The following is a 21,291-nucleotide window of genomic DNA, read 5'->3' on the forward strand; positions in this document are numbered from 1 at the left end:
GTCGACGGCGTCCCCGCTCAGGAGGGTCGCGTCCGGCCAGTCGAGGGGCTCTCGGAGCGTCGTCGACACCACCGTCGCGGGCGTGTTCGTCATCCGGGTGACCCAGGGGTCACGTACCTCGGACTCCTCGGTGCTCGAGGCCAGCATCTCCACGAACTGGCGGAACGTGGTGGCGCCGAAGACCATCCGCTGCTCCTCGCCGAACAGGTCGAGGCGGTGGGCCAGCAACTCGGGGCCCTGCTTGCCCCAGTAGCCGGTCCAGTCGCCGCCGGCGGCGCCGTAGCCGTCGAGGCTGGAGAAGACGTCGAACGTGTAGGTCGCGGTCATGACGCTGCCCTCCGGTGCGCTCGGTTCCCGTGGGTGCAGACCGGGACCACCGCGAGGACTCATCGCCGTCGAAGTCATCGCCCACACGACCACCAGCGGCACCCAGGAGCGGCAGCCGGCGGGCCTCGACTGCCCACGCCCGTGACGGCTGGGCTCGTGCGCCCACTCGGATGTCGGGGCCACGGGATCCCGACCCCGGACCATGCCCTGCAGGCGGACACCCCGGGGCCGCCGTCCGGCGATCCACGCGACCGGCTGACATCCTCCAGGAGTCGACGACGGACAGGAGCCCGACATGACCGGCGCTTTCAACCTCCCCAAGCCGGAGTTCGACATCGAGGCGACCGTCGACCGCGCGATGGCTCTGATCAACCGGACTCTCCAACCCTCCCTCGAGGAGGCCCAGAAGGTCGTCGACAAGGTCCGTGCCGGCAGGCCCCTGGTCGCCCCGGGCGATCTGGTCAATCCCGTGACGCGGGGCAACCGTCTCAGGGCGGCGCGAGCGGTCTCCTACTCCCTGCCGTCGATCCTGCCGGGTGTGGGAACGGCGATCTCGGCAGCCGCGGTCCCCGTCGCGTTGAGGGAGGTCCTGAAGGAGGCCGTCAGTGCGACGATCAAGGTGGGCCTGCTCCACGACAGGGACCTCACCGACCCCGACCTCACGCGCATCGCCGTCCTCCTGGTACTCACCGAGGGAGCGGGCAAGCTCGACAAGACCGGGAAGATCCGTCCCGCCGCCGTCCTGGGGCGTCACGCCTCGCTGGTGGGCAGGCCCGCCGCGTACGACGCCGTGGCGGCCCTGACGGCGGAGGAGCGGCGGGAGATCGTCGCCTCGCAGTCGGAGGTCCTCCGGGCATGGGCGCTGGCGGTCGGACCGCCACTGCTGGCCGGGACGTTGCCCTTCGGCGTGGGGCCCATGGCCGCCGCCAACTACATGCAGTACGTCCTGAAGGGCACGATCGCGGCCGCCTCCAGGGTCTTCGGGCCCGCTGCACCCGCGCCGGTGACCGTCGAGGAGATCCCCGAGAGCGAGGTCCGCCAGGACGATCCCCGGTCCTGAGCGACACGTCGGCCGTTCCGGGCAGACCTCTGCCGCCGGGAGCGACGGCCTCTGGTCGCCCGCGTACCGGCGCGATCGCGTCACCCCCTCACCGTCGCCGCCCAGGAGCCGTGCGGATCACCCGCTCCGGCGGCCCCGAGGTCCTCGACGTCGACGACCTCCCCGATGCCGTCCCGGCGACGGTCAGCCCGTGCTCATCGAGGGCCGCGGTCCGTCCCGTCCCAGGAGCTGCATCAGCAGCGCGGCCTCGTCCGTGATGATCGCGTCGACCCCCAGGGACAGCGCGAACTGCATGTCGCGCGGGCGGTTGACCACCCACACGTGGACCTGCAGGCCGGCCCGGTGCAGCCGTTCGACCAGGCCCGGGTCCTGGCGCACCAGCGCGAGCGACGGACCGACGGCGGTGCCGGCCGGGAGGACGGTCCGCGTCCGCGTCCGCGGCAGGATCTGGCGGACCAGGTGCACGGTGGGGAGATCCGGCGCCAGGACACGGACCCGCCGCAGTGCCGTCGGGGAGAAGCTCATGACCCGGACCGCCGGACGCCCCGACCACTCCAGCGGACGTCCACCGGCGAGCAGTCCGAACCGCCGGAGGCTCGTGATCAGGGCCGCCTCGACCTGGCCGGCGTGACGGGTCGGGTGCTTGGTCTCGATCGCCAACCGCACGCGCCCGGGCGAGGCCGTCACGTACTCCAGCAACCGGTCCAGGGTGAGCACCCGTCCGGCGTCCTCGTCGGGCTCCTCGTCGTCCTCGACCACGGGAGGCGACGGGCGGCCCCGGATCGCGGCACCCCGCGGTCGCCGGCGGACGACGCGGTGCTGCTCCAGCTCGGCGAGGTCCAGCGCCGAGACCACACCGCGGCCCGTGGACGTCCGGTTGATGCGGCGGTCGTGCACGCACACGAGGACGCCGTCGCGGGTCATCCGGACGTCGCACTCCACGGCGTCCGCCCCCAGGGTCAGCGCCTGCTGGTAGGCCGCGAGGGTGTGCTCGGGAGCCTCCGCCGAGACGCCGCGGTGGGCCACGACCTCGATCTCGGACGGTGCGCGCGGCGGCAGGCTCACGACGTCCGGGCCGCGGCCACACGGAGCCCGGTACGGGGCACACGGTCTCCTCGAACGGTCCGGGCACCGGGCGCGAGCACCGGGTCACTGTCGTCCGGCGCCAGGTCCCCCGTCCTGCCGCCGCTGGCACCGGCGACTACCCGGCGTCGGCCGGGTGACACGTGCGTCGGTCGCCCGGTACGTGGCCCCGCCCCGCGACGGGGTGGTGGGCCGGTCGTGAGCCACCGGCCGCCATCCCTGCCCTCGGGGAGGAGCCCATCGCCCCCGCTGTGTGCAAGGCGTGCAGATCGCCCGCTCCGGCGGCCCCGAGGTCGGTCCCGGAGGAAGGCCAGCAGATCCGCGTTGATCGTCTCGGCCTGCGTGGTGGGCATGCCGTGCGGGAGGCCGGCGTAGGTCTGCAGCGTCCCGTTCGGCAGCGGCTCGGCCGAGAGCGGCCCGGAGTCGGCGTAGGGCACGACCTGGTCGTCGTCGCCGTGCATGACCAGCACGGGCACGGTGACCTTCTTCAGGTCGTCGGTGAGTCGGTCCGGGAGAACGCGACGACCCCGTCATGTGGTCCTTGGCGCCGCCCATCGTCCCCAGCCGCCACACCATGATCGGCGGCACCGCGCTGATCAGCACCACCTTCGCGACCCGGTCCTGGCCGTGCCGGGTGACGTGGTGCGCGACCTCGCCGCGTAGGAGGGGCTTGACACCGTTGCCGGGATTGCCAATATATTGCATTTCTAGACCGCACGGGGCTGGCGACCGGTCTGGGAAGCGGCGCACGACAACCCCCGGAGGGATCGACGCGATGAACACCTCATCCGGCAAGCAGACGATCGTCCTGGTCCACGGTGCCTACGCGGACTCCTCGAGCTGGAACGGCTCGATCTCGGCCCTCCGGCGGGCCGGCCACCCCGTGGTCGCAGCCGCGAACCCGCTCCGCGGACTCGAGAGCGACGCCGAGTACCTGCGCGGTGTCCTCGCCGGCATCGAGGGACCGGTCGTCATCGCGGGCCACTCGTACGGCGGAGCCGTCATGAGCCACGCGGCCGACGGCAACCCGGACGTCACCGCCCTCGTCTACGTCGCGAGCTTCCTCGCGGAGCCCGGCGAGAGCCTCGCCGAGCTCGTCGCGAAGTTCCCGGGTGCCGAACTCGGCAGCGCCGCGCAGCCGGTTCCGTACCCCACCCCGGACGGTGGGACGGCGACCGAGCTCTACATCGACCGGTCGAGGTTCCCCGCCCTGTTCGCCGGGGACGTCGCGACCGACGTCGCGGAGCGGATGGCGGTCACCCAGCGGCCGCTCGCCCTCGCCGCGTTCGAGGCACCGGCCACGCGGGCCGCCTGGAGGTCCATCGAGTCGTGGGTGCTGCTGGCGGCACAGGACCTCGCCGTCCCCGCCGAGCTGGTGCGCTTCATGTCGGAGCGGGCGAACGCCCACCTCGTGGAGGTCGACGCCTCCCACGCCGTCACGGTCTCGCAGCCCGGCGCCGTCGCAGACGTCATCCTCGAGGCCGCGGAGAAGACCGCTCGCTGAGCCTCCGCCCCGGCCCCGGCGCGCGGGACCACACACGTCCGCCGGGGCCGGGGCGCCCTCGCCGGAAGACGATCCGGACGATCCCGATCGTGCCGTCCGGGATCCCGCGCGTCCCGGAGCACCCGCGACGGCGCTCGACCGGAGGAGCCTCGTTGCCGGGGACGCGCCCCGCGGTGCAATGTACTGCGTGCCGATCCCTCCAGGCGATCCTCGCCTCGACCGCAGCCTGCTCCGCGACGACGTGTACCGCCGCCTCCGCGACGGCATCGTCGACGGCACGTTCGCACCCGGCGAGCAGCTCAAGGACCTGGAACTCGCCACCTGGCTCGGCGTCAGCCGGACGCCCGTCCGGGAGGCGCTGCTGCGGCTCGCGCAGAGCGGCCTCGTCCTCGCCCAGCCGGGCCGGTCGACCGTCGTCAGCCCGCTCGACGTCCGGGAGGTCCGGGACGCCCGGGACGTCGTCGCGGCGATGCACGAGGTGGCGGTCCGCGAGGCCGTCCTGGCCCTCACCGAGGCGGACGTGGCGGCCATGCGCGAGGCGAACCGGCGTTTCGCCGCCGCCGTCGAGGCCGGCGACGTCGAGGCGGCCGTCCGTGCCGACGACGCGCTGCACGGCGTCCTCGTGACGATCTGCGGCAACCGGGCGCTCGCCACCGTGCTCGAGCAGTTCACCCCCACGCTGCGCCGCGCGGAGCGGCTGCGGTTCGGCTCGACGCAGGGCCGCGCATCGGTGGCACAGCACGACGAGCTGATCCGGCTCTGCGCCGCGGGTGACGTCGAGGGCGCCGCAAGCGTCGCCTACGACACCTGGCACAGCCTGCCGGCCGGCGACGAGCCGACCACCGACCCCTCGGACGGCGACGGATGACGCCGGGCGGCGGCGCTCGACAGCTCGTGGCAGTGCATCAGGGCGGAGCGCCCGGGCCCCAGGACGGCCGGCGCGCACAGGGCGTGTGCGGTGATCTCGCCGGAGCGGGGCCACCGGGGGTCCTGCTCAGAGAGACGGATCCCCCTCCGGCACCTCGGTCGTGACCACCTCGGCCACCTCCGCGTCCTCGCCGGACAGCCCGGCGGCCTGCTCGTGCTCGTCGTGGAACGCCAGCCAGCGCATCCCGAGTGCCTCGCGCTGCTCGTCGTCGACGGCCTCCTTGAACGGAGGGAAGAAGTCCGTCTCCTCCTCGCTCATGTGGTCGGCGTTGACCTGCCGCACGGCGCGCACCGCCTCCCACCAGTCCTCGCTGCCGATCTCGTGCTCCTCGACGGCGGCCGCGGCGTGCCGGATCTCGTTGTGGTCGTGCACGCCCTCCGCCGTCTCCTCCTCGCCGTCGGCCTCCTGGGCGAGCAGCGGGTAGAACAACTGCTCCTCGGCGACGGCGTGCACCTCCAGCCTGGCGTGCAGTGCCTCCCACGCGGCGGCGAGCTCCTGGCCGGACAGGTCCTCGAGCGCTGAGAACTCCCGCCGGAAGACCTCGTGCTCGGCCAGGACGAGGGCGGTGATCTCGAAGTCGGACACGCCGGACACCTACCCGCGCCGAGGTGAGGTAGGCGGACGGAGCAGGCCCGGTGCTCGACCACTCGTCGGCGACGTCTCCGGCCACGACCAGGGCCGCCGCGGTCATGCGCAGACGCTCGAGCGCTGGGGATCAGTCCGGGAAGTCGGTGCTGACGCTCAGCTCTTCCCACTCGTCGGCCTCGGCGAGGGCCGCGCGGAGCACCTGCCGGTAGCTGCTCAGGGCGTCGCTGCCCAGCAGCAGCACCGCCGGCGGATCGGCGGACTCCACGGCGGTGAGGATGGCCCGGCCGGCCCGCGCCGGGTCGCCCGGCTGGGTCCCGTGCGTCGTGTCGCGTTCCTTGCGTCGCCTGCCCGCCGTCTCGGCGTAGTCGTCGATCGGGGTCCGGGACTGGGTCAGCGAGCGACCGGAGAAGTCCGTGCGGAACCCGCCGGGCACGACGACGGTCACCGAGATGCCCAGCGGCCGCAGCTCGCCGCGCAGGGAGCCGGACATCCCCTCGAGTGCCGCCTTCGCCGCCGCGTAGTAGCCCGATCCCGGCGGGGTGACGTGCGCCCCGATCGACGAGACGTTGACGATCGCCCCCGCACGGCGCGCCCGCATCCCGGGCAGCACCGCCTTGATCATGGTCACCGACCCGGAGAAGTGGGTCTCGAACAACGCACGGACGTCGGCGTCCTCACCTTCCTCGACCGCGGCGCGGTACCCGTATCCCGCGTTGTTGACCAGGACGTCGACGGCGCCGAAGCGGTCCTCGGCCTGTCGGGAGACGGCCGCCGCCCGCGCCGGGTCGGTGACGTCCAACGCCGCGCCCAGCACGCGGTCCGGAGCCAGCTCCACGAGGTCGGCGACCGTCGCCTCGTCGCGCGCGGTGACCACCGCGTGGTGGCCGGCCCCGATGACCGCCTCGGCGAGGGCTCGACCGAGCCCGGTCGAGCAGCCGGTGATCAGCCAGGTGGGCATGCTGTTCCTCTCCGAGGGTGGTCCTGTGCGGGCTGCCGGGGCCCGGACGGGCGACCGCGACCGCTCCCGGTCCGCCGGCAGGTTCCCCAGCCGGGAACGGTCCCAACCACGCGGGCAGCCGCCGGCGGGCGGTCCACCGCGCACCGGTCGCCATGCGCGGACGGTCCCCTGCCGCGTGGGCGCCCGTCGCGGGGCACGGGGAGGATGGTCGGGCCATGGTCACAGCCCCGCTTCCTCCGCGACCGGACCCGTGGCCGGGACGCAGCCGACCCCCCGCCGTTCCCGTCCTCGGGGAGCACCGGTGATCGACCGGTTGCTCCTGCTGGGTGCCACGGGCGACCTCGCCGGGCGGTTCCTGCTGCCGGCGCTCGCCCGGCTGTCGGCCGACGGCCGGATGCCCGACGGTCTGCAGGTCGTGGGCGGCGCCGCGCAGGACTGGGACGACCGGACCTTCCGGTCGCACGTGGCGAGCCGGTTGCGCGAGCACGCCGGGGACGTCCCGCCCGCGGTACGGGACGCGCTGGTCGGTCGCCTGCGGTACCGGGCGGTCGACCCCGGAGCGGCCGGCACCGTCGCCGCCGCGGCGCGGGCCTTCGGCGACGACGGCGATGCCGCTGACCGCGCGGCGGTGGCCGTCTACCTGGCCCTGCCCCCGGCGCTGTTCCCCGCGATGCTGGGCGCGCTCGGCGACGCGGACCTGCCGGCCGGCAGCCGCATCGCGGTGGAGAAGCCGTTCGGTACGGACCTGGCGAGCGCCGTGGCACTGAACGGCCTGCTCACCCGCGTGACCGGCGGCGTCGAGGAGGCTGCGTTCCGCGTCGACCACTTCCTCGGGATGCCCACGGTGCAGGCGCTGCTGGACCTGCGCGCCCCCGGCCACCCGCTGGCACCCGTCTGGGACAGCGCGTCCATCGCGGAGGTCGAGGTGCTGTGGGAGGAGACGCTGGGGCTCGAGGGCCGGGCGGACTTCTACGACCGGACCGGTGCCGTCAGGGACGTGATGCAGAACCACGTGCTCCAGGTCCTGACCCTCGTCGCGATGGAGCAGCCGGCTCGGCAGACCGAGGGTGACCTGCACGCGGCCAAGCTGGAGCTGTTGCGGTCGGTCCGCGCGCTCTCCGCCGCGGAGGTCCCCGTCCGGACCCGACGGGCGCGCTACACCGCGGGGACGCTGAGCGGGACGGGCACCGCCGGCGGGCGGACCGTGCCCGGGTACACCGACGAGGACGGCGTCGACCCCGCTCGCGGCACCGAGACCTACGCCGAGGTGGTCCTGGAGCTGGACACCCCCCGGTGGGCGGGCACCCGGTTCGTGCTGCGCACCGGGAAGGCACTCGGAACGCCCCGCAAGGGAGTCGCCCTCCACTTCCGGACCGCCGCGCCGGCGGGCGACCCGGGAGACGCCGAGCGGGTGGCGGCCGACCGGTGGTGGATCGAGCTGGACGCGCCGGAGGCGGGCCGGCAGCCCGGTGCGCAGGTGGCAGCTCCGGGCGAGCGCACCGCCTACGGCCAGGTCCTGACCGACCTCCTGTCCGGCGGGAGCCGACTCTCGGTGAGCGGCGAGGAGGCCGAGCAGGCCTGGCGGATCGTCGATCCGGTCCTGCAGGCGTGGGCGCAGGACGCCGTGCCGATGCTGGAGTACCCCGCCGGCGCGGCCGGCCCTCCCCCGCTCGGGGAGAGCGCCGCCGCGAGGCGGGGGTGAGCGCTCCGGCGCGACCGGCGTCCTCAGCGGTCCGGCAGGGTGCTGAGCGACCGTGACCGCCGCTCCACGAGTTCGGCGTCCGTACCGCCGCGCTCGGCCCATCGGTGCGCGAGCACGCCCCCGACGAGGACCTCGTGCGGCGTCGGTTCCACGGCCAGCAGCGCCATGACCCCTCGTCGAGGTGGGCGTCGAGCGGTGGAGCCGCCGGGTCGACCTCCTCCTGTCCCGCGGCGGCGACGGCTGGCGGCACCAGCTCGGCCACCTCGACGCCGGTCCCCCGCGAGCTGCGCACGGAGGGCCTCGGGAGGAGGCGGCCGAGCGGTCGCCGGCGGGTCCTGCGCCGGGGGAGGCCGCCCTCGCCCGGGACGCCGACGGGGCGTCGGAGTCGCTCGTCCACCACCTGACGGGACCGGCGGGAACGCCGGGTACCGGCACGGTGTTCACCTGTCGTGACCACCGAGACCGCGATCCTCGCCGGCGGCTGCTTCTGGGGCGCGCAGGACCTGCTGCGCAAGCGCCCGGGCGTGCTCTCCAGCCGCGTCGGCTACTCCGGGGGCGACACGCCCCATGCCACCTACCGCAACCACGGTGACCACGCCGAGGCGGTCGAGATCGTCTTCGACCCCGGGGTGATCTCGTTCCGGGAGCTCCTGGAGTTCTTCTTCCAGATCCACGACCCGTCGACGAAGGACCGACAGGGCAACGACGTGGGCCGCAGCTACCGCTCGGCGGTCTTCTACACGAGCGAGGAGCAGCGGCGCGTCGCGCTCGACACGATCGCCGACGTCGACGCCTCGGGTCTGTGGCCCGGCAAGGTCGTCACCGAGGTGCAGCCGGCCGGCCCCTTCTGGGAGGCCGAGGAGGAGCACCAGGACTACCTGCAGAAGATCCCGTTCGGCTACACCTGCCATTACGTGCGGCCCGACTGGGTGCTCCCGCGCCGCGAGGCGCAGACCAGCCGATGACGACCTGAGGTCCCGTGGGTGCCGGCACCGGCACCCACGGGGCCGACACCCCGGTCACCGATCCCCCGGGGCTCCCTCCGCTGGCCCGCTGCCCCGACCCGCCGGCCCGTGGTCGAGGGCAGACGGGACCCGGCGCCGACGGGACCGCGTGTGGCCTGCCCCCCGGTCGAGGTGCACGCGTGCCGTCCAGACCACCGAAGACGGTGGACCCGAGGTCCTGGACGTCGTCGACCTCCCCGTCCCCGGCGACGGCCGGCAGCTCGAGGTGAGTACAGCCGGCGTCGACTTCGCCGACACGCACCACGCCCGGTACGGCGACTGACCTCATCCGGACCGTGCCGGTGACCCGGCCGATCTCTCCCCTCCTGTGGGAGCAGCACTCCTGGGGCGACTGTCATCCCAGCGGGTGGACGGCTCGACCCGCAGCACCGTCGATCGACGAGGAGACGCCGTGGCAGTGCTCGTGCTCGGTGCCGTCGGCAGGACCGGTGGTGCCGTGGTCCAGCGGGCGCAGACCGTCGGACACCAGGTCACCGCCTTCGTCCACCACGCCGGCGCCTGCGACCGTCCGGCCGGAGTGGTGGTCGCGGAAGGAGACGCGGACGCCGTGGCCGCCGTGGCCGCCGCCGCCGCCGTGGGTGGGTGATGGGATCGGTGCCGGCACGTCAAGCCCGGGGGGCGGGACGATGCCCCCGCGCGGGTGTCGGGTTCAGTCGCCACAGCCGGTAGGTCCACGGCAGGTCGTACAGCAGCACGTAGGCCGTGTACGGGGCCAGCGCGTTGCGCGAGCGTGCGTCCCCGGCGACCGACCACTGGAGCGCCACGAGCGGGACCACGAAGGCGCACAGCCCGACGAAGCCCGCACGAGCACTCCGGCGGCCGAAGAAGACCCCGTTCCAGGCCTCGTTGCCCATGAGGACCGCCAGGCCCCACGCCGTGCTGCGGGCGTCTCGACGGTCGATGGTCCGTGCCAGCACGTAGCCGACGATCCCGTAGTAGAGCGCCCCCACGCCCAGGAAGGCGGGCATCGGCAGCTGCCAGCGCGGCGCGGTGAGGCCATGGAACCAGGCCATCGCCGGCTTCCCGATGAAGGCGTTCCCCACGACGGCGGCCGCGCCCGCGCAGGCGCTCGCCCGGAGCACGGATCGCCGCCTCACGCCGCACTCGTCCCCGTGCCGCCGTCGGCGACCGCGCCGGTGTGCGCGACCGCGCGCGCCGGGTCCTCCGCCCGCCTCTCGAGCGCCTCGTTCATCGCCACGAAGGCGGGCAGGGTGTTGCGGTCCAGCGACGCAGCCACGAACGGGACGAGGACACCCCGGAAGACCTCCGACTGGACCAGCCGGGTGCCGCCTGCCCGCGGCTGCAGCGCGAACGTGTGCTCGGCGTCCGTCAGCCCGGGCAGGCCCAGCCTGCCACGCCACCGGAGCAAGACCGGCTGCATCGTCGACGTCAGCCGCCGGCCCGGGCCGACGGCTCCCTCTGCCCACACGATGAACGGGTTCCACGCCGGGTACGCGGCGAGATCGGTCAGCACCTCCCACACCCGCTCGGGCGTGGCTCCGACGTCGATCGGGGCGGACAGTCGCGTGGACACGACGTTCTCCTTCGAGGGTCGAGGGGTGTTGCGGGACGTGACAGCGGCACCGAGGGTGGGGTGGGCGTGCAGGGCGCCGGGCTCCGCGAGGGAGTCGACGGCCACACCCCCGTCCAGGAGCCGCTGTCGTAGCAGGCGGGCGTCGTGGACGAGGATGTCGCGGGTCCCCGCGGTGACCTGCACGGGCGGGAGTCCGGCCAGGTCGCTGTGCAGAGGGGACAGCCGGTGGTCGCCCAGCCGGTCCGGCCGGCGTAGGCCGCGACCGACGGTTGCAGGAACCGGCGGCTGAGGACCGGGTCGTCCGGCTCGGTCCCGGGGATCTGCGGATCGGCGAGGCCGGGTCGACCCACGGCGCCACGAGCACGAGTGCCGCGGGCAGGGACTCTGCGTGGCGAGCGGGGTCTGGGTCGCGGCGAGCGCGAGGGCGCCGCCGGCGCTGTCCCCCGCCAGCGCCCAGCGCCCCGGTCGGAGCGCCCCGGCCGACACCAGGGCCTGCAGGGCGGCGACGACGTCGTCCAGGGCCGCCGGGTGCGGGTGCTCGGGCGCCAGACGGTGGTCGACCATGACGGCCGCCATCGACAGCGGTCATGGTGTCCTCCTCCGAGCCGGGGACGAGCGGCGCGGGCGGTCAGGAGGAGATCGACGACAGGACAGGCGGAGCTGACGGCTCCCCTGCCGGTTGCGGCCGGCGCGCCCGGAACCGCCGCAACCCCCAGAGGACGGCGGTGTCGCAGATCAGCAGCCCGACCAACCCGGGCACGGTCATCGCCCATCCGGTGCCGTCGCCGACGACGACACCCCACAGCAGCTTCCCGCCGGCCATGGCGTTCAGGAGGACCAGGCCCCAGCCCACCGACCGCCGCCAGAAGGCCAGGCAGTAGGCGGTCAGCGCCAGGGGTGCGAGCGTCGCCTGCACGAACTTCTCGAGGTCCCAGGTACCGGTGATCCACTCCCGCTCGAAGTCGAGGAACTCCAGGATCTGCGGATCCGGCTGGGCGGGCGCCGGGAACCAGAAGATGCTGGTGGCCAGCGCGACGAGTGTGCCGGCGATGCCCCAGCCGCTGCGCCGGTGGGCGAACCAGGCCAGTGGGATCAGGAAGAGCGGCCTGATGTACCAGCTCAGCGGGTTGGCGTGCCGGTCGAAGGCCCAGTCGCCGAAGTCGGCGAGGAGCTGCGCGAGGTCCATGACGTTCTCCTAGAGGTGGGTCGGTGCGGGTGCGCGGGGACCTGACTGCGGTGCCGTCGAGGCGGAGGCGGGCAGCCGGGAGGCCAGGACCACCAGCGCGACGGCGGCCAGGCTGACCGCGGCGAGCGAGATCGACTGCAGGACCTGGTCGGTGACGGTCGGCAGGACCGACACGTGCGCCTGGTGGTAGAGCTGGTGCGGCAGGTTCGTCACGACCACGGCCAGGCCGACGGCGCGGGCGAGCCAGACCCCTCCGGTGAGCAGCGCGACGAACGCGACGGTGCCGACGGCGAGGTTGCCGAGACCGACGTCGCGGAGCAGGTGCTCGTTGTAGGGACCGTCCGGGCTGACCCAGTGGTGTCCCATCCCGGGGAAGTCGGCATAGAAGGACGCCGGGAGGACGGCCTGCCAGAGGCCGATCCCCAGTCCGAACAGGGCGAACCACCCCAGCAGGACCTTGACGGCGAGACGCATGGGGCCTCCGGAGGAGCGCGGATCCGGGCGGGGGTCGGTGGGTCACCGGCGTCCCCGGGGAGACCGTCGGGCCCGGCCCTTGACGGATCCGGGGCATCCGCTTGACGGGACGCGGAGGGCGGCGACGGCAAGGGGCCGGGATCGGGCCGCCGCGCGGCAGGATGGCCCGACGGCGAGCCCGGCGGGTGCCGGAGAGGCAGGTGCGCGGTGCAGTTCGACGTCCTCGGACCGCTCCAGGTCCTCGATGCTGGTCGCCCGCTGGCCCTCGGGCGGCCCAAGCAGCGCGCCGTCCTCGCGATCCTGCTGCTCGACGCCGGCACGGTGGTCCCGCTCGACCGGTTGGTCGAGGAGCTGTGGGGCCCGCACGCGCCACCGCAGGCCCTCGCCTCGGTGCAGGCGTACGTCTCCCACCTGCGCCGGCTGCTGGAACCGCAGCGCCTACCCGGGGCGCCCGCGACGGTGATCGTGAACCAGGCGCCGGGCTACCGCCTCGTGGTCGGCCCCGACGACGTCGACGCCGCGCGCTTCGAGGCCCTCGCGCGGACCGGACACGACCTCCTGCAGCAGGGGGAGGCACCGCGCGCGGCGGAGACGCTGCAGACGGCACTCGGGCTGTGGCGCGGGCCGGTCCTCGCCGACCTCGCCGATGCCCCGTTCGTGCAGGCCGAGCGGGCCCGGTTGGAGGACCTCCGGCTGACCGCGCTGGAGGACCGGCTGACGGCCGACCTCCGCACCGGTCGGCACGCCCGGATCGTCGCCGAGCTCGAGCAGCTGACCGGCGAGCACCCCTTCCGGGAGCGCCTGCAGGGTCTGCGCATGGCCGCGCTCTACCGCTGCGGGCGGCAGGCCGAGGCCCTGCAGAGCTACCAGCAGTTCCGCGCGCAGCTGCGCGAGGAGCTCGGCCTGGACCCCGGCCAGGCGCTCCGGCACCTCGAACGGGACATCCTCTGCCAGGACCCGCGACTTGACGGGACGGCGACTGCCACGGACTCCGGGAGCACGCCCGCGCCGGCGCCCGTCCCGACGCAGGTCGTGTCCCGCACCACCGTCGGGGCCGCGGACGTCGGAGCCCCGGCCAGGCCCGGCGGTCCGGTCGGGCGCGAGGCACAGCTGCGGGTGGTCGACGAGGCGCTGGCTGGCACGGCGACCGGCCGGGGACGGATCATCCTGGTGGCGGGCGAGCCCGGGATCGGGAAGACGAGGCTGGCCGAGGAGGCGGCGCGGCGCGCCCGCGCATGCGGGGTGGCGGTGGGCTGGGGGCGCAGCGACCAGGACGCCGGGGCCCCGCCGTTCTGGCCGTGGACGCAGGTGTTCCGGACCCTGCTCGGTGACGGGACGCCCGGAGCTGCCGGCGCCGGGCCGGGCCCCCACGCCGTCGAGCTCGCACCGATCCTGCCGGAACTGGCCGACGGCGGCCCCCGGCCCCCCGCACCCGTGATCGACCCGGAAGCGGCCCGCTTCCGGGTCTGCGAGGCAGCGACCGCGGTGCTGAGGGGCCTCGCCTCCGGCCGACGCCTGCTGGTGGTCCTCGACGACCTGCAGTGGGCGGACGTCGCCTCCCACCGGCTGCTGAGCCACCTGGCCACGACGGTGGCCGACGCACCCGTCGTGGTGCTGGTGACCTACCGGGACCCCGACCTCGACGCCGGGGAGCCACTTGCCGACACGCTCGCCGAGCTGGCACGGGCGGTCCCGGTGGACCGGCTGGAGCTGGGCGGTCTGGAGGTCGCGGACGTGGCCCGGGTCATGGCGTCCCACGCCGGCACGGACCCCGACGACGAGCTGGCCCGGCTGGTCGGGGACCGCACCGGCGGCAATCCGTTCTTCGTCATCGAGGTGCTCCGCCTGCTCGCCGCCAACGGCTGGCCGGAGCGGACCGCGGGCGAGGCGGCGGCGCTGGTCGCGCAGCAGGTCCCCGCCGGCGTGCGCGACGTCCTCCGCCGGCGACTCGGCCGGCTCCCCGACCAGACCCACACCGTGTTGCTCGTCGCGGCGGTCATCGGTCAGGAGTTCGACCTGGACGCCGTCCGTGCCGTGACGGGGCTGGACGACGACGACGCGCTCGCCGCCGTCGAGCTCACCGTGTCGGCCGGACTGGTCGTCGAGGACCCCGCGACGGTGGGCCGCTTCCGCTTCGCCCACGCGCTCATCCGCGAGGCCATCTACGGGGAGATCAGTCGCGCCCGCCGGGCCCGGCTGCACGCCCGGGTGGGACAGGCACTGGTGGACCACCGGGGCGAGGACGTCGACTCCGTCCTGCAGCTGGCCCAGCACTGGTGGCTGGCCGCACCGGTGGTCGGCGCCGAGCGGGCGGTCCCCCACGTGATCGCCGCGGCGGAGCGGTGCCTCGACACGCTGGCGCACGAGGAGGCCGAGCGGCAGCTGCGACGCAGCCTGGACCTGCTCGCCACCATGCCCCCGACACCGGGACGCGCTGCCTCGGAGCTGCACGTCCAGATCCGTCTCGGCACGCTGCTGGTGCAGCTGCACGGGAGCGGCTGCGAGCACGCCTGGGTCCACTTCAGCCGAGCCCGTGAGCTGGCCGACGACCTCGGCGACAGGTCAGCCCTGCTCGCCGCCAGCCGCAGCCTGTACGAGGTGGCCTTCGCGCGGGCCGACCACTCGGCCGCTGCCGCCCTGGCCGAGGGCATGCTCGACGTCGCCAGGAGCAGTGACGACCCGGCCGCGCTCGTGGTGAGCCACCTGTCGCTGGGCCGCACCCTGTGGTCCCAGGGCCGGCTGACCGCCGCCAGGGACCACCTCGAGCAGGGCCTGCGGGTGGCGGGCCCGGTGGACGGCCGCGAGTTCCTGCCGCCGCGGATCGTGTTGCAGCTCCAGCTGGCCGCGGTGCTCACGTCCCTCGACGAGCCGGACGCGGGGATCGAGCTGCTGGCGACGGCCGTCAGGGACTCGCGCGGTGGATCCCCGTTCGCGCAGGCCCTCACCCTCACCGGGGCGGCCCTCGTCTCCGCCATGCGCCGCGACCCTCCTGCAGCCCGGAGGTGGGCCACCCAGACGTTGGAGCTGGTGGAGCGCTGGAACCTGCCCTGGCCGGCCGGGTACGCGGCCGTGGTGCTGAGCTGGGCGCGCGCGATCGAGGGTGATCCCGTGGACGCGATCCCCGCCCTCCGCGGTCACCTCGCGCGGACCGAGGCCGGTGGCACACAGCACCTGGTCGGGTGGGGCCTCGGCCTGCTGGCGGAGGCGCACCTGCGCAACGACCAGCCCGTCGAGGCCCTGCACCTGCTCGACGACGCGCTGGCCCGGGTCGCGCGCACGGGTGAGCGCTCCTACGAGTCCGAGCTGCACCGCCTGCGGGCGCTGTCCCTGGCCGCGCTGACACCCCCGCGCTCCGAGGAGGCCCGCAGCGCGCTCCGGCAGGCGGCTGCGGTCGCCCGCGAGCAGGGGTCGGCCATGCTGCTGCGGCGCGCTGCGGAGACCTGCCGCGCGGTCGCGCCCGATGGTCACAGCGGCAGCCGCGACCACCCCGATCCGCAGCCCTGAACCGGCTCCCGCGGGGAGAAGCCGGCCCCGGTGAGCAGCGCGGCGACCCGGCGGTCGGCAGGGGGCGCCGCGGTGAGCTCCTCGACGCCCGACGCCCGGAGCCGGTCCACGACCTCACACACCAGCCGGCGTCCGAGGGAGGGGTCCCGGTAGGCCGCCGACAGGGCGAGGCCGCACAACCGAGCCGTCGTGGGATCCACGGAGCGCACCACCGCCACCCCCGCGAGGCCGCTCGCCGTCGCGGTCAGATCGCACAGGCCGTACCACTCGCAGGTGGCGTCGTGGTCGGCCAGCGCACAGGCGGACAGCAGCCCTTCGGCCTCGCACCGCTCGGGAGCTGCGTCGAGCCGCCGGAAGACGATGCCGGCCGGTGAGCCACGCGGGATCGGCGCCATCGTCCCTCCCCTGACCGCGGATTCCGGCCCGACGGTCCCCGCGGTGGCTTGACGCCCGCTTGGCGCCGCGCACGCGCGGTGAGCCAACCGAGCGTCAAGGCCGGGCGGCGACGCTCCCTCCACCTACCCGCCCTGACGGAGGGGACCTCCCGTGGACAGCGTGCTCGTCACCGGCGGCACCGGACTGCTCGGGCGCCGGGTGGTCCGCGCCCTGACAGCCGACGGCCGTCCGGTGCGGATCCTGAGCCGGAGCCCGGCCTCGCCGCCGGTTCCCGGCGCGGAGGTGACCGTGGCCGACCTCCGCACCGGAGTCGGCCTGCCCGGAGCGGTGGCGGGCGCGAGCGCGGTCGTGCACTGCGCCACGGACCCGCGGAACTCCCGGGCGGTCGACGTGGAGGGGACCGAGCGGCTGCTGGAGGCCGCACGCGAGGCCGGCCGACCGCACCTCGTCCACGTCTCCATCGTCGGCATCGACCGCATCCCGGTGACGTACTACCGGGCCAAGCTGGCCGCCGAGGAGGCGGTCGCGCGGTCCGGGCTGCCGTGGACCGTCCTGCGCACCACGCAGTTCCACGGGTTCGTCGAGGAGCTGCTCGGCCGCCTGGTGCGGCTGCCGGTCGTGCCCGTGCCGCGCGGCTGGCGGATCCAGCCGATCGACGTCGAGGAGGTCGCCCGCCGGCTGGCGGACGCCGTGGCGGCTGAGCCCGCCGGCCGGCTGCCCGACCTCGGCGGTCCGGAGGCGTTCACCGTCGCGGAACTCGTCCGCGACCGCCTCCGGAGGACCGGGCGGCACCGCCCGGTGGTGGAGCTCCCCCTGCCCGGCGCGCTCTCCGCGGCGCTGCGAGAGGGCGCGAACCTCGTCCCGGCGAACCGCTCCGGCGGGCGCACCTGGCGGGAGTTCCTCGACGGCCGTTCCCCGTCCCCGCTCCCGGAGGGCTGACCACCATGGGCACCAGCACGGACGTCCTCGTCGTCGGCGCCGGCCCGACGGGGCTCACGCTGGCCTGCGACCTGCGTCGCCGTGGCGTCGACTGCACGGTCGTCGACCGGGCCACGACCCACCACACCCGGTCCCGCGGCAAGGGACTGCAACCGCGCAGTCTCGAGGTCTTCGACGACCTCGGGATCGCCGAGGCGGCCCTGGCCGCCGGCCGGACCCACCACCACGTGCGCCTGTACTCGGGCGGACGGCTCGCCCTGGACCTCGACGTACCCGCCCGCCCGCCGCAGCCCGGTGTCCCGTACCCGAACCTGGTCGTCCTGCCGCAGTGGCGGACCGAGCAGCTGCTGCGGACGCGACTGGTGGAGCTCGGCGGCGTGGTCCGGCTCGGACAGGAGCTGGTCGACCTCCACCATGACGACGACGGTGTCACCGCCACCGTGACCGACGGCTCCACCGGGACGGTCGAGCGGATCCGGGCCGCCTTCGTCGTCGGGTGCGACGGCGGGAGCAGCCGGGTACGGACGCTGGCCGGCATCCCCATGCGCGGCGAGAGCCACGAGGAGCACTTCGTCCTGGGTGACGTCCGGATCGAGGGCCTGCCGGCCGACGGCCCGTCCTACGCCTGGTTCGACGACGACGGGTACCTCGCCGCCGACCCGCTGGACGGGAGCGGGACGTGGCAGGTGCAGGCCAGCGTCCGGCCCGACGCCTCCGGCACCCTCCAGACGGCGTCCCTGGAGCTGTTCCGGCGCCTGTTCGCCGAACGGGACCTCGGACACGCGCGGTTGAGCGACGCCACCTGGCTGTCCGACTTCAGCCCCCGGGTCGCCATCGTCGACCGATACCGGGCGGGACGGGTGCTCCTGGCCGGCGACGCCGCCCACGTGCACAGTCCGGCGGGCGGGCAGGGCATGAACACCGGCATCCAGGACGCGTACAACCTCGGCTGGAAGCTCGACGCCGTCCTGCGTGGACGGGCTGGCCACGCCCTCCTCGACACGTACCAGGAGGAGCGGAGGCCGGTCGCCCTCGCGGTCCTCACGAGCAGCGACCTGGGCCACAGCGCCTTCTTCTCCCCCCGTCCCGTCATGACCTTCCTACGCGACCGGGTCCTGGTGCCCGCGCTGCGGCTGCCGGTCGTCCTGGACCGGCTCCTCGACGGCGTGGCCGAGCTCGACGTGGGCTACCGGAACAGCTCGTTGGCCCGCGAGCTGGCCACCATGGACCTCGCCGGCCACGGGGAGGCGGCCGGCGTGGTCGACCACATCCGGTTCCGTTCCGGCCCGCGCGCCGGCGACCGCGCACCGGACGCCCGGGGACGAGACGGCGACAGCGGTGCGCCGACGCGGCTGTTCGACCTCTTCCGGGGCACACATCTCACGCTGCTGCTGTTCGACGGCTCGGCCCCGACGGGCGTCGGGTACCGGCGGATGGCCGAGACCGCCCGACGGGTGCGCGCCGCCCTCGGGGACGACGTCCGCACCTGTGTCGTGGTGCCTGCTGACCGCAGGCCCGACCACCTCGACGACGTCGCGGTGCTCCTCGACCCCCACCGGGACGCCCACCACCGCTACACGGCCGCGGCCGAGTCGCTCTACCTCGTTCGACCCGACGGCCACATCGCCTTCCGCAGCCAGCCCGCCGCCGCCCGACCCGTGCTCGACTACGTGAACTCGGTGTTCAGGACCCGTGCGCCGGCGTGAACCCGTCGGTGTCGTCGTCCCGTACCCCTCCGACACCGCTCTCCCGGGTGTCGAGGCGGTCGAGCGCAGATCCGGACCACACCGCCGGGGAGGCGGGGCGTGGGCGGCCATGGCCTCAGCTGCATGCGAGCCGTGCCGATCACCCGCTTCGGCGGCCCCGAGGTCCTCGACGTCGTCGACCTCCCCGACCCCGTCCCCGGCGACGGCCAGCAGCTCTACGAGGTGAGCGCCGCAGGAGTCGACGTCGCCGACACCCACCACCGCCTGTACTGGAACTGACCTCTCGGCACAGGCGCCCGGCCGGTCGGCGCCCAGGAGGTGCACATCGCACGACTGGTGGCCACCGGAGTGACGTCCACGGAGGTGGGCGAGCAGCTGTTCCTCAGCCCGCGCACGATCGTGGCCCGCCTGCGCGACATCTTCCGCAAGCCAGGCATCGACGCCCGCCGGCAGCTCGAGGGGTGCGGCTCCCCTGAGCTGCCGGCGGCGCGCCGACGTAGCGGGCGTCCGGGGCGACCGCGAGCGCTCGTGGTGATCAGGTGAGGACGGCGGTCGCTTCGATCTCGACGAGGAGGTCCGGGGTCCACAGGGCCTGGACACCGATGACGGTGCAGGGTGGCAAGGGAGAGCTGAGACCGTCGGATTCCTGGGCCCGAGAGAGGCCCTCCTCGAGTCCCTCCACCAGCGCCGGCGTCCAGTCGACGACGTAGAAGGTCAGTCGAGCGACGTCGCTGACGTCACCTCCAGCGCCTCTCACCCCGAGGGCGACGTTGCGCAACGCGGAATGGACCTGGCCCGGGAAGTCTGTCGCTCCCAGTTCGCCGGCGGGCGTCACCGCCACCTGTCCGGCGAGCAGCAGGAGGCGGGATCCCGTCGCTGGGGCGACGGGCGCGTACATGGCCTGCTGGAGCAGGCCGTCGGGGTGGCTGAGCTGGACGCTCACGTGGCTTCCCTCGTCCCGGGCGTGTCGTGCAGTGGCTGAGGCCTGGGCCGGAGGACGTCGCTCCGGCGCGTCATCGGACGTTCGATCGCACAGCGGCGGCGATCGGCGCCTCCCCCTCCGTTGCGCTCGAGGAGCTGCCAGCGGATGCGGGGTTCGTGCAGCAGTCCGGCCAGGGTGGCGGCGACGTCCTCGCGCGCGATCTCGTCGTGGGGCTGGGCCGGACCGAGGGAGACCCTCCCGGTCCCAGGGCGATCCACGAGCATCGAGGGCCGGAGGATCAGGCAATCGAGGTCGCTCAGGCCGACTTCGACGTCCGTGAGCTCCTTCACCGCGACGTAGTGCTCCTCGTCGGCGTCGCGGGCACGCGACGGGCCCGGCCCAGCCTCCACTCGTCCCTCGCCGGATCACCGGCGGAGCCGGTCACGTCGAGGTGCTCGGCCGCCGGGCGCCCGAGAGGGCGGATGGTGCGTCGATCCGCCATGCCTGCCCCTGTCGCGCCTGAGCCACGCCGACCGAGCCGGACGTCCGGCGGGCCGCGGCGGACCTGACGGCCCCGATCACGGGAGTCCGCGGCGAGCTGGCGCGACGCCGTGATCGACGCGGGCTCGATACTGGTCATCGGGTGCTCACCTGGTGGCGATCGAGACGCTGATGGCTGCTGCGGCGCTGGACGCGGCGATGGTCGCGGCGGTCCGCGTCACGGCGGTCCCCACGGCCGCGGTGCCCCACTCCCCGCGCTGGAGTTGCTGCGCGCGGGTCACCGTCTGCGTCGACCAGGGCAGCGGTGGCCGCAGGGACGGCAACGACCCGCTGGCGTACAGCAGGCCGATGACGGCTGCGGTCCGGGCGTCCGGCTCGTCACCGTCCTCCAGCACCCGGCGGATCCGCACCCGCAGCTGCGCCTCGTGCCGCTCGTCGTCGGCCGGCCACCTCGTGCTGCGGAACACGCCGAGGACGCGGCGCTCCTCCCGGCGCAGCAGCCCGCGCTCGACCAGTCGGGCGCCGACCACGCGCCACAGGTCGCCGCCGAGGGCGAGCAGCAGGGGCTGGACCCGCTGGGTCTTCCCGGCCACCGTGTCGTAGGCGGACTGCAGCAGCGGGTCGGGGAGCGGGCCCGCGCCCGCGGGGTCGACCCGTGGGCCGTTCACGATCCTGGTGTCGTCGGTCACCACCCGGCCGAGCAGCGCGAGCTCGGTGAGCAACGCGCCGGCCAGCGTGTAGTGCAAGGTCCCGGCGCCCTGCACCGAGGCGCCGTCGTCGTCCATCAGGAGCAGCATCAGGTCGTCGACGATCAGCAGGTCGTCCGCGGTCATCGGCGCGGCTCCCAACGGAAGAACCGCGCGGCGAGCACGACCGCCACGACGACCCAGGCGGAGGTCGGGACCAGCAGGGCAGGGCACCGACCCGAGCGTGGATGCGTCAGTGCGCCGACGT

The 21,291-nt window shown here is 74.6% G+C and carries 24 protein-coding genes and 1 pseudogene; 11 read left to right on the plus strand and 14 right to left on the minus strand.

Features of this window, described 5'->3' with window-relative positions:
- Positions 1 to 327: hypothetical protein (locus HLV61_RS03390; protein ID WP_369252979.1), on the minus strand; the 327-nt coding region annotated here is incomplete at its 3' end.
- 295 nt (positions 328 to 622) lie between these two features.
- Here HLV61_RS03390 and HLV61_RS03395 point away from each other — a divergent pair.
- Complete coding sequence (locus tag HLV61_RS03395; protein ID WP_369252980.1) at positions 623 to 1,387, plus strand: hypothetical protein; 765 nt, start codon at positions 623 to 625, stop codon at positions 1,385 to 1,387.
- A gap of 183 nt (positions 1,388 to 1,570) precedes the next feature.
- On the opposite strand, the gene HLV61_RS03400 is transcribed toward HLV61_RS03395, so the two are convergent.
- Positions 1,571 to 2,452, minus strand: coding sequence for a glycerophosphodiester phosphodiesterase (locus HLV61_RS03400; RefSeq protein WP_369252981.1), 882 nt, complete (start codon positions 2,450 to 2,452; stop codon positions 1,571 to 1,573).
- Between the two features lie 793 nt (positions 2,453 to 3,245).
- On the opposite strand from HLV61_RS03400, the gene HLV61_RS03405 reads away from it, so the two are divergent.
- On the plus strand, positions 3,246 to 3,974 hold the full coding sequence (locus HLV61_RS03405) for an alpha/beta fold hydrolase (RefSeq protein ID WP_369252982.1): 729 nt from the start codon (positions 3,246 to 3,248) through the stop codon (positions 3,972 to 3,974).
- Positions 3,975 to 4,161: 187 nt separating this feature from the next.
- Positions 4,162 to 4,842, plus strand: a complete 681-nt coding sequence (locus tag HLV61_RS03410) for a GntR family transcriptional regulator (RefSeq protein WP_369252983.1) — start codon at positions 4,162 to 4,164, stop codon at positions 4,840 to 4,842.
- 126 nt (positions 4,843 to 4,968) lie between these two features.
- On the opposite strand, the gene HLV61_RS03415 is transcribed toward HLV61_RS03410, so the two are convergent.
- Both HLV61_RS03415 and HLV61_RS03420 read right to left on the minus strand, forming a co-directional pair.
- Positions 4,969 to 5,487 (minus strand): hemerythrin domain-containing protein, encoded by a 519-nt coding sequence (locus tag HLV61_RS03415; protein ID WP_369252984.1) that lies wholly within the window; start codon positions 5,485 to 5,487, stop codon positions 4,969 to 4,971.
- 130 nt (positions 5,488 to 5,617) lie between these two features.
- Positions 5,618 to 6,448 carry an oxidoreductase gene (locus HLV61_RS03420; protein WP_369252985.1) on the minus strand — a complete coding sequence of 277 codons (831 nt, stop codon included), beginning with the start codon at positions 6,446 to 6,448 and terminating at the stop codon, positions 5,618 to 5,620.
- Between the two features lie 301 nt (positions 6,449 to 6,749).
- Here HLV61_RS03420 and HLV61_RS03425 point away from each other — a divergent pair, with 301 nt between their 5' ends.
- Positions 6,750 to 8,150 carry a glucose-6-phosphate dehydrogenase gene (locus HLV61_RS03425; protein ID WP_369252986.1) on the plus strand — a complete coding sequence of 467 codons (1,401 nt, stop codon included), beginning with the start codon at positions 6,750 to 6,752 and terminating at the stop codon, positions 8,148 to 8,150.
- Positions 8,151 to 8,173: 23 nt separating this feature from the next.
- On the opposite strand, the gene HLV61_RS03430 is transcribed toward HLV61_RS03425, so the two are convergent.
- Positions 8,174 to 8,317, minus strand: coding sequence for a hypothetical protein (locus HLV61_RS03430; protein WP_369252987.1), 144 nt, complete (start codon positions 8,315 to 8,317; stop codon positions 8,174 to 8,176).
- A gap of 282 nt (positions 8,318 to 8,599) precedes the next feature.
- Here HLV61_RS03430 and msrA point away from each other — a divergent pair, with 282 nt between their 5' ends.
- Positions 8,600 to 9,115: a peptide-methionine (S)-S-oxide reductase MsrA gene (gene msrA, locus HLV61_RS03435; protein WP_369252988.1), complete on the plus strand. Its 516-nt coding sequence runs from the start codon at positions 8,600 to 8,602 to the stop codon at positions 9,113 to 9,115.
- A 451-nt stretch (positions 9,116 to 9,566) separates the two neighbouring features.
- On the plus strand, positions 9,567 to 9,761 hold the full coding sequence (locus tag HLV61_RS03440; RefSeq protein ID WP_369252989.1) for a hypothetical protein: 195 nt from the start codon (positions 9,567 to 9,569) through the stop codon (positions 9,759 to 9,761).
- Positions 9,762 to 9,780: 19 nt separating this feature from the next.
- On the opposite strand, the gene HLV61_RS03445 is transcribed toward HLV61_RS03440, so the two are convergent.
- The 5 genes and pseudogenes from HLV61_RS03445 to HLV61_RS03465 all read right to left on the minus strand — a co-directional run bounded on the left by HLV61_RS03445 (position 9,781) and on the right by HLV61_RS03465 (position 12,369).
- Complete coding sequence (locus HLV61_RS03445; RefSeq protein WP_369252990.1) at positions 9,781 to 10,272, minus strand: tryptophan-rich sensory protein; 492 nt, start codon at positions 10,270 to 10,272, stop codon at positions 9,781 to 9,783.
- Positions 10,269 to 10,709 (minus strand): SRPBCC family protein, encoded by a 441-nt coding sequence (locus HLV61_RS03450; protein ID WP_369253391.1) that lies wholly within the window; start codon positions 10,707 to 10,709, stop codon positions 10,269 to 10,271. Before HLV61_RS03450 ends, HLV61_RS03445 begins: the two co-directional genes overlap by 4 nt.
- A gap of 75 nt (positions 10,710 to 10,784) precedes the next feature.
- Positions 10,785 to 11,285: pseudogene (locus tag HLV61_RS03455) on the minus strand (alpha/beta hydrolase fold domain-containing protein); the annotation flags it as partial.
- A 52-nt stretch (positions 11,286 to 11,337) separates the two neighbouring features.
- A complete protein-coding gene (locus tag HLV61_RS03460; RefSeq protein ID WP_369252991.1) occupies positions 11,338 to 11,895 on the minus strand; it encodes a hypothetical protein in 558 nt (185 codons plus the stop codon).
- 9 nt (positions 11,896 to 11,904) lie between these two features.
- Positions 11,905 to 12,369 carry a hypothetical protein gene (locus HLV61_RS03465; RefSeq protein WP_369252992.1) on the minus strand — a complete coding sequence of 155 codons (465 nt, stop codon included), beginning with the start codon at positions 12,367 to 12,369 and terminating at the stop codon, positions 11,905 to 11,907.
- A gap of 207 nt (positions 12,370 to 12,576) precedes the next feature.
- Between HLV61_RS03465 and HLV61_RS03470 the strand changes: the two genes are divergently transcribed.
- A complete protein-coding gene (locus HLV61_RS03470) occupies positions 12,577 to 15,873 on the plus strand; it encodes a BTAD domain-containing putative transcriptional regulator (RefSeq protein ID WP_369252993.1) in 3,297 nt (1,098 codons plus the stop codon).
- On the opposite strand, the gene HLV61_RS03475 is transcribed toward HLV61_RS03470, so the two are convergent.
- Positions 15,834 to 16,268, minus strand: a complete 435-nt coding sequence (locus HLV61_RS03475) for a GNAT family N-acetyltransferase (protein ID WP_369252994.1) — start codon at positions 16,266 to 16,268, stop codon at positions 15,834 to 15,836. The genes HLV61_RS03470 and HLV61_RS03475 overlap by 40 nt on opposite strands.
- Before the next feature lie 151 nt (positions 16,269 to 16,419).
- Between HLV61_RS03475 and HLV61_RS03480 the strand changes: the two genes are divergently transcribed.
- The 4 genes from HLV61_RS03480 (at position 16,420) to HLV61_RS03495 (ending at position 19,457) form a co-directional block, all read left to right on the plus strand.
- On the plus strand, positions 16,420 to 17,208 hold the full coding sequence (locus tag HLV61_RS03480) for an SDR family oxidoreductase (RefSeq protein WP_369252995.1): 789 nt from the start codon (positions 16,420 to 16,422) through the stop codon (positions 17,206 to 17,208).
- A 5-nt stretch (positions 17,209 to 17,213) separates the two neighbouring features.
- Positions 17,214 to 18,914 (plus strand): FAD-dependent oxidoreductase, encoded by a 1,701-nt coding sequence (locus HLV61_RS03485; protein ID WP_369252996.1) that lies wholly within the window; start codon positions 17,214 to 17,216, stop codon positions 18,912 to 18,914.
- Positions 18,915 to 19,037: 123 nt separating this feature from the next.
- Positions 19,038 to 19,193: a Zn-dependent oxidoreductase gene (locus HLV61_RS03490; protein ID WP_369252997.1), complete on the plus strand. Its 156-nt coding sequence runs from the start codon at positions 19,038 to 19,040 to the stop codon at positions 19,191 to 19,193.
- A 39-nt stretch (positions 19,194 to 19,232) separates the two neighbouring features.
- Entirely contained in the window at positions 19,233 to 19,457 is a 225-nt protein-coding gene (locus HLV61_RS03495; RefSeq protein ID WP_369252998.1) for a LuxR C-terminal-related transcriptional regulator, read from the plus strand.
- On the opposite strand, the gene HLV61_RS03500 is transcribed toward HLV61_RS03495, so the two are convergent.
- The 3 genes from HLV61_RS03500 to HLV61_RS03510 form a co-directional block, all read right to left on the minus strand.
- Positions 19,450 to 19,857, minus strand: a complete 408-nt coding sequence (locus HLV61_RS03500; protein ID WP_369252999.1) for a RidA family protein — start codon at positions 19,855 to 19,857, stop codon at positions 19,450 to 19,452. The genes HLV61_RS03495 and HLV61_RS03500 overlap by 8 nt on opposite strands.
- Positions 19,854 to 20,186, minus strand: coding sequence for an NAD(P)H-binding protein (locus HLV61_RS03505; RefSeq protein ID WP_369253000.1), 333 nt, complete (start codon positions 20,184 to 20,186; stop codon positions 19,854 to 19,856). The genes HLV61_RS03500 and HLV61_RS03505 overlap by 4 nt, the downstream gene beginning before the upstream one ends.
- A 297-nt stretch (positions 20,187 to 20,483) precedes the next feature.
- The gene (locus tag HLV61_RS03510; RefSeq protein ID WP_369253001.1) at positions 20,484 to 21,170 is read right to left on the minus strand and encodes a GOLPH3/VPS74 family protein; all 687 of its coding nucleotides are present in this window, start codon (positions 21,168 to 21,170) and stop codon (positions 20,484 to 20,486) included.
- Between the last annotated feature and the right edge of the window lie 121 nt (positions 21,171 to 21,291).

The organism is Geodermatophilus amargosae (assembly GCF_041028265.1).
GTDB classification, from domain to species: domain Bacteria; phylum Actinomycetota; class Actinomycetes; order Mycobacteriales; family Geodermatophilaceae; genus Geodermatophilus; species Geodermatophilus amargosae_A.

Excerpts from the sequence above, each read along its gene's own strand:
- HLV61_RS03405 (WP_369252982.1), top strand. The coding sequence starts at position 3,246 with ATGAACACCTCATCCGGCAAGCAGACGATCGTCCTGGTCCACGGTGCC.
- HLV61_RS03485 (WP_369252996.1), top strand. The coding sequence starts at position 17,214 with ATGGGCACCAGCACGGACGTCCTCGTCGTCGGCGCCGGCCCGACGGGG.
- HLV61_RS03420 (WP_369252985.1), bottom strand. The coding sequence starts at position 6,448 with ATGCCCACCTGGCTGATCACCGGCTGCTCGACCGGGCTCGGTCGAGCC.
- HLV61_RS03460 (WP_369252991.1), bottom strand. The coding sequence starts at position 11,895 with ATGGACCTCGCGCAGCTCCTCGCCGACTTCGGCGACTGGGCCTTCGAC.
- HLV61_RS03465 (WP_369252992.1), bottom strand. The coding sequence starts at position 12,369 with ATGCGTCTCGCCGTCAAGGTCCTGCTGGGGTGGTTCGCCCTGTTCGGA.
- HLV61_RS03490 (WP_369252997.1), top strand. The coding sequence starts at position 19,038 with ATGCGAGCCGTGCCGATCACCCGCTTCGGCGGCCCCGAGGTCCTCGAC.
- HLV61_RS03395 (WP_369252980.1), top strand. The coding sequence starts at position 623 with ATGACCGGCGCTTTCAACCTCCCCAAGCCGGAGTTCGACATCGAGGCG.
- HLV61_RS03430 (WP_369252987.1), bottom strand. The coding sequence starts at position 8,317 with ATGGCGCTGCTGGCCGTGGAACCGACGCCGCACGAGGTCCTCGTCGGG.
- HLV61_RS03475 (WP_369252994.1), bottom strand. The coding sequence starts at position 16,268 with ATGGCGCCGATCCCGCGTGGCTCACCGGCCGGCATCGTCTTCCGGCGG.
- HLV61_RS03510 (WP_369253001.1), bottom strand. The coding sequence starts at position 21,170 with ATGACCGCGGACGACCTGCTGATCGTCGACGACCTGATGCTGCTCCTG.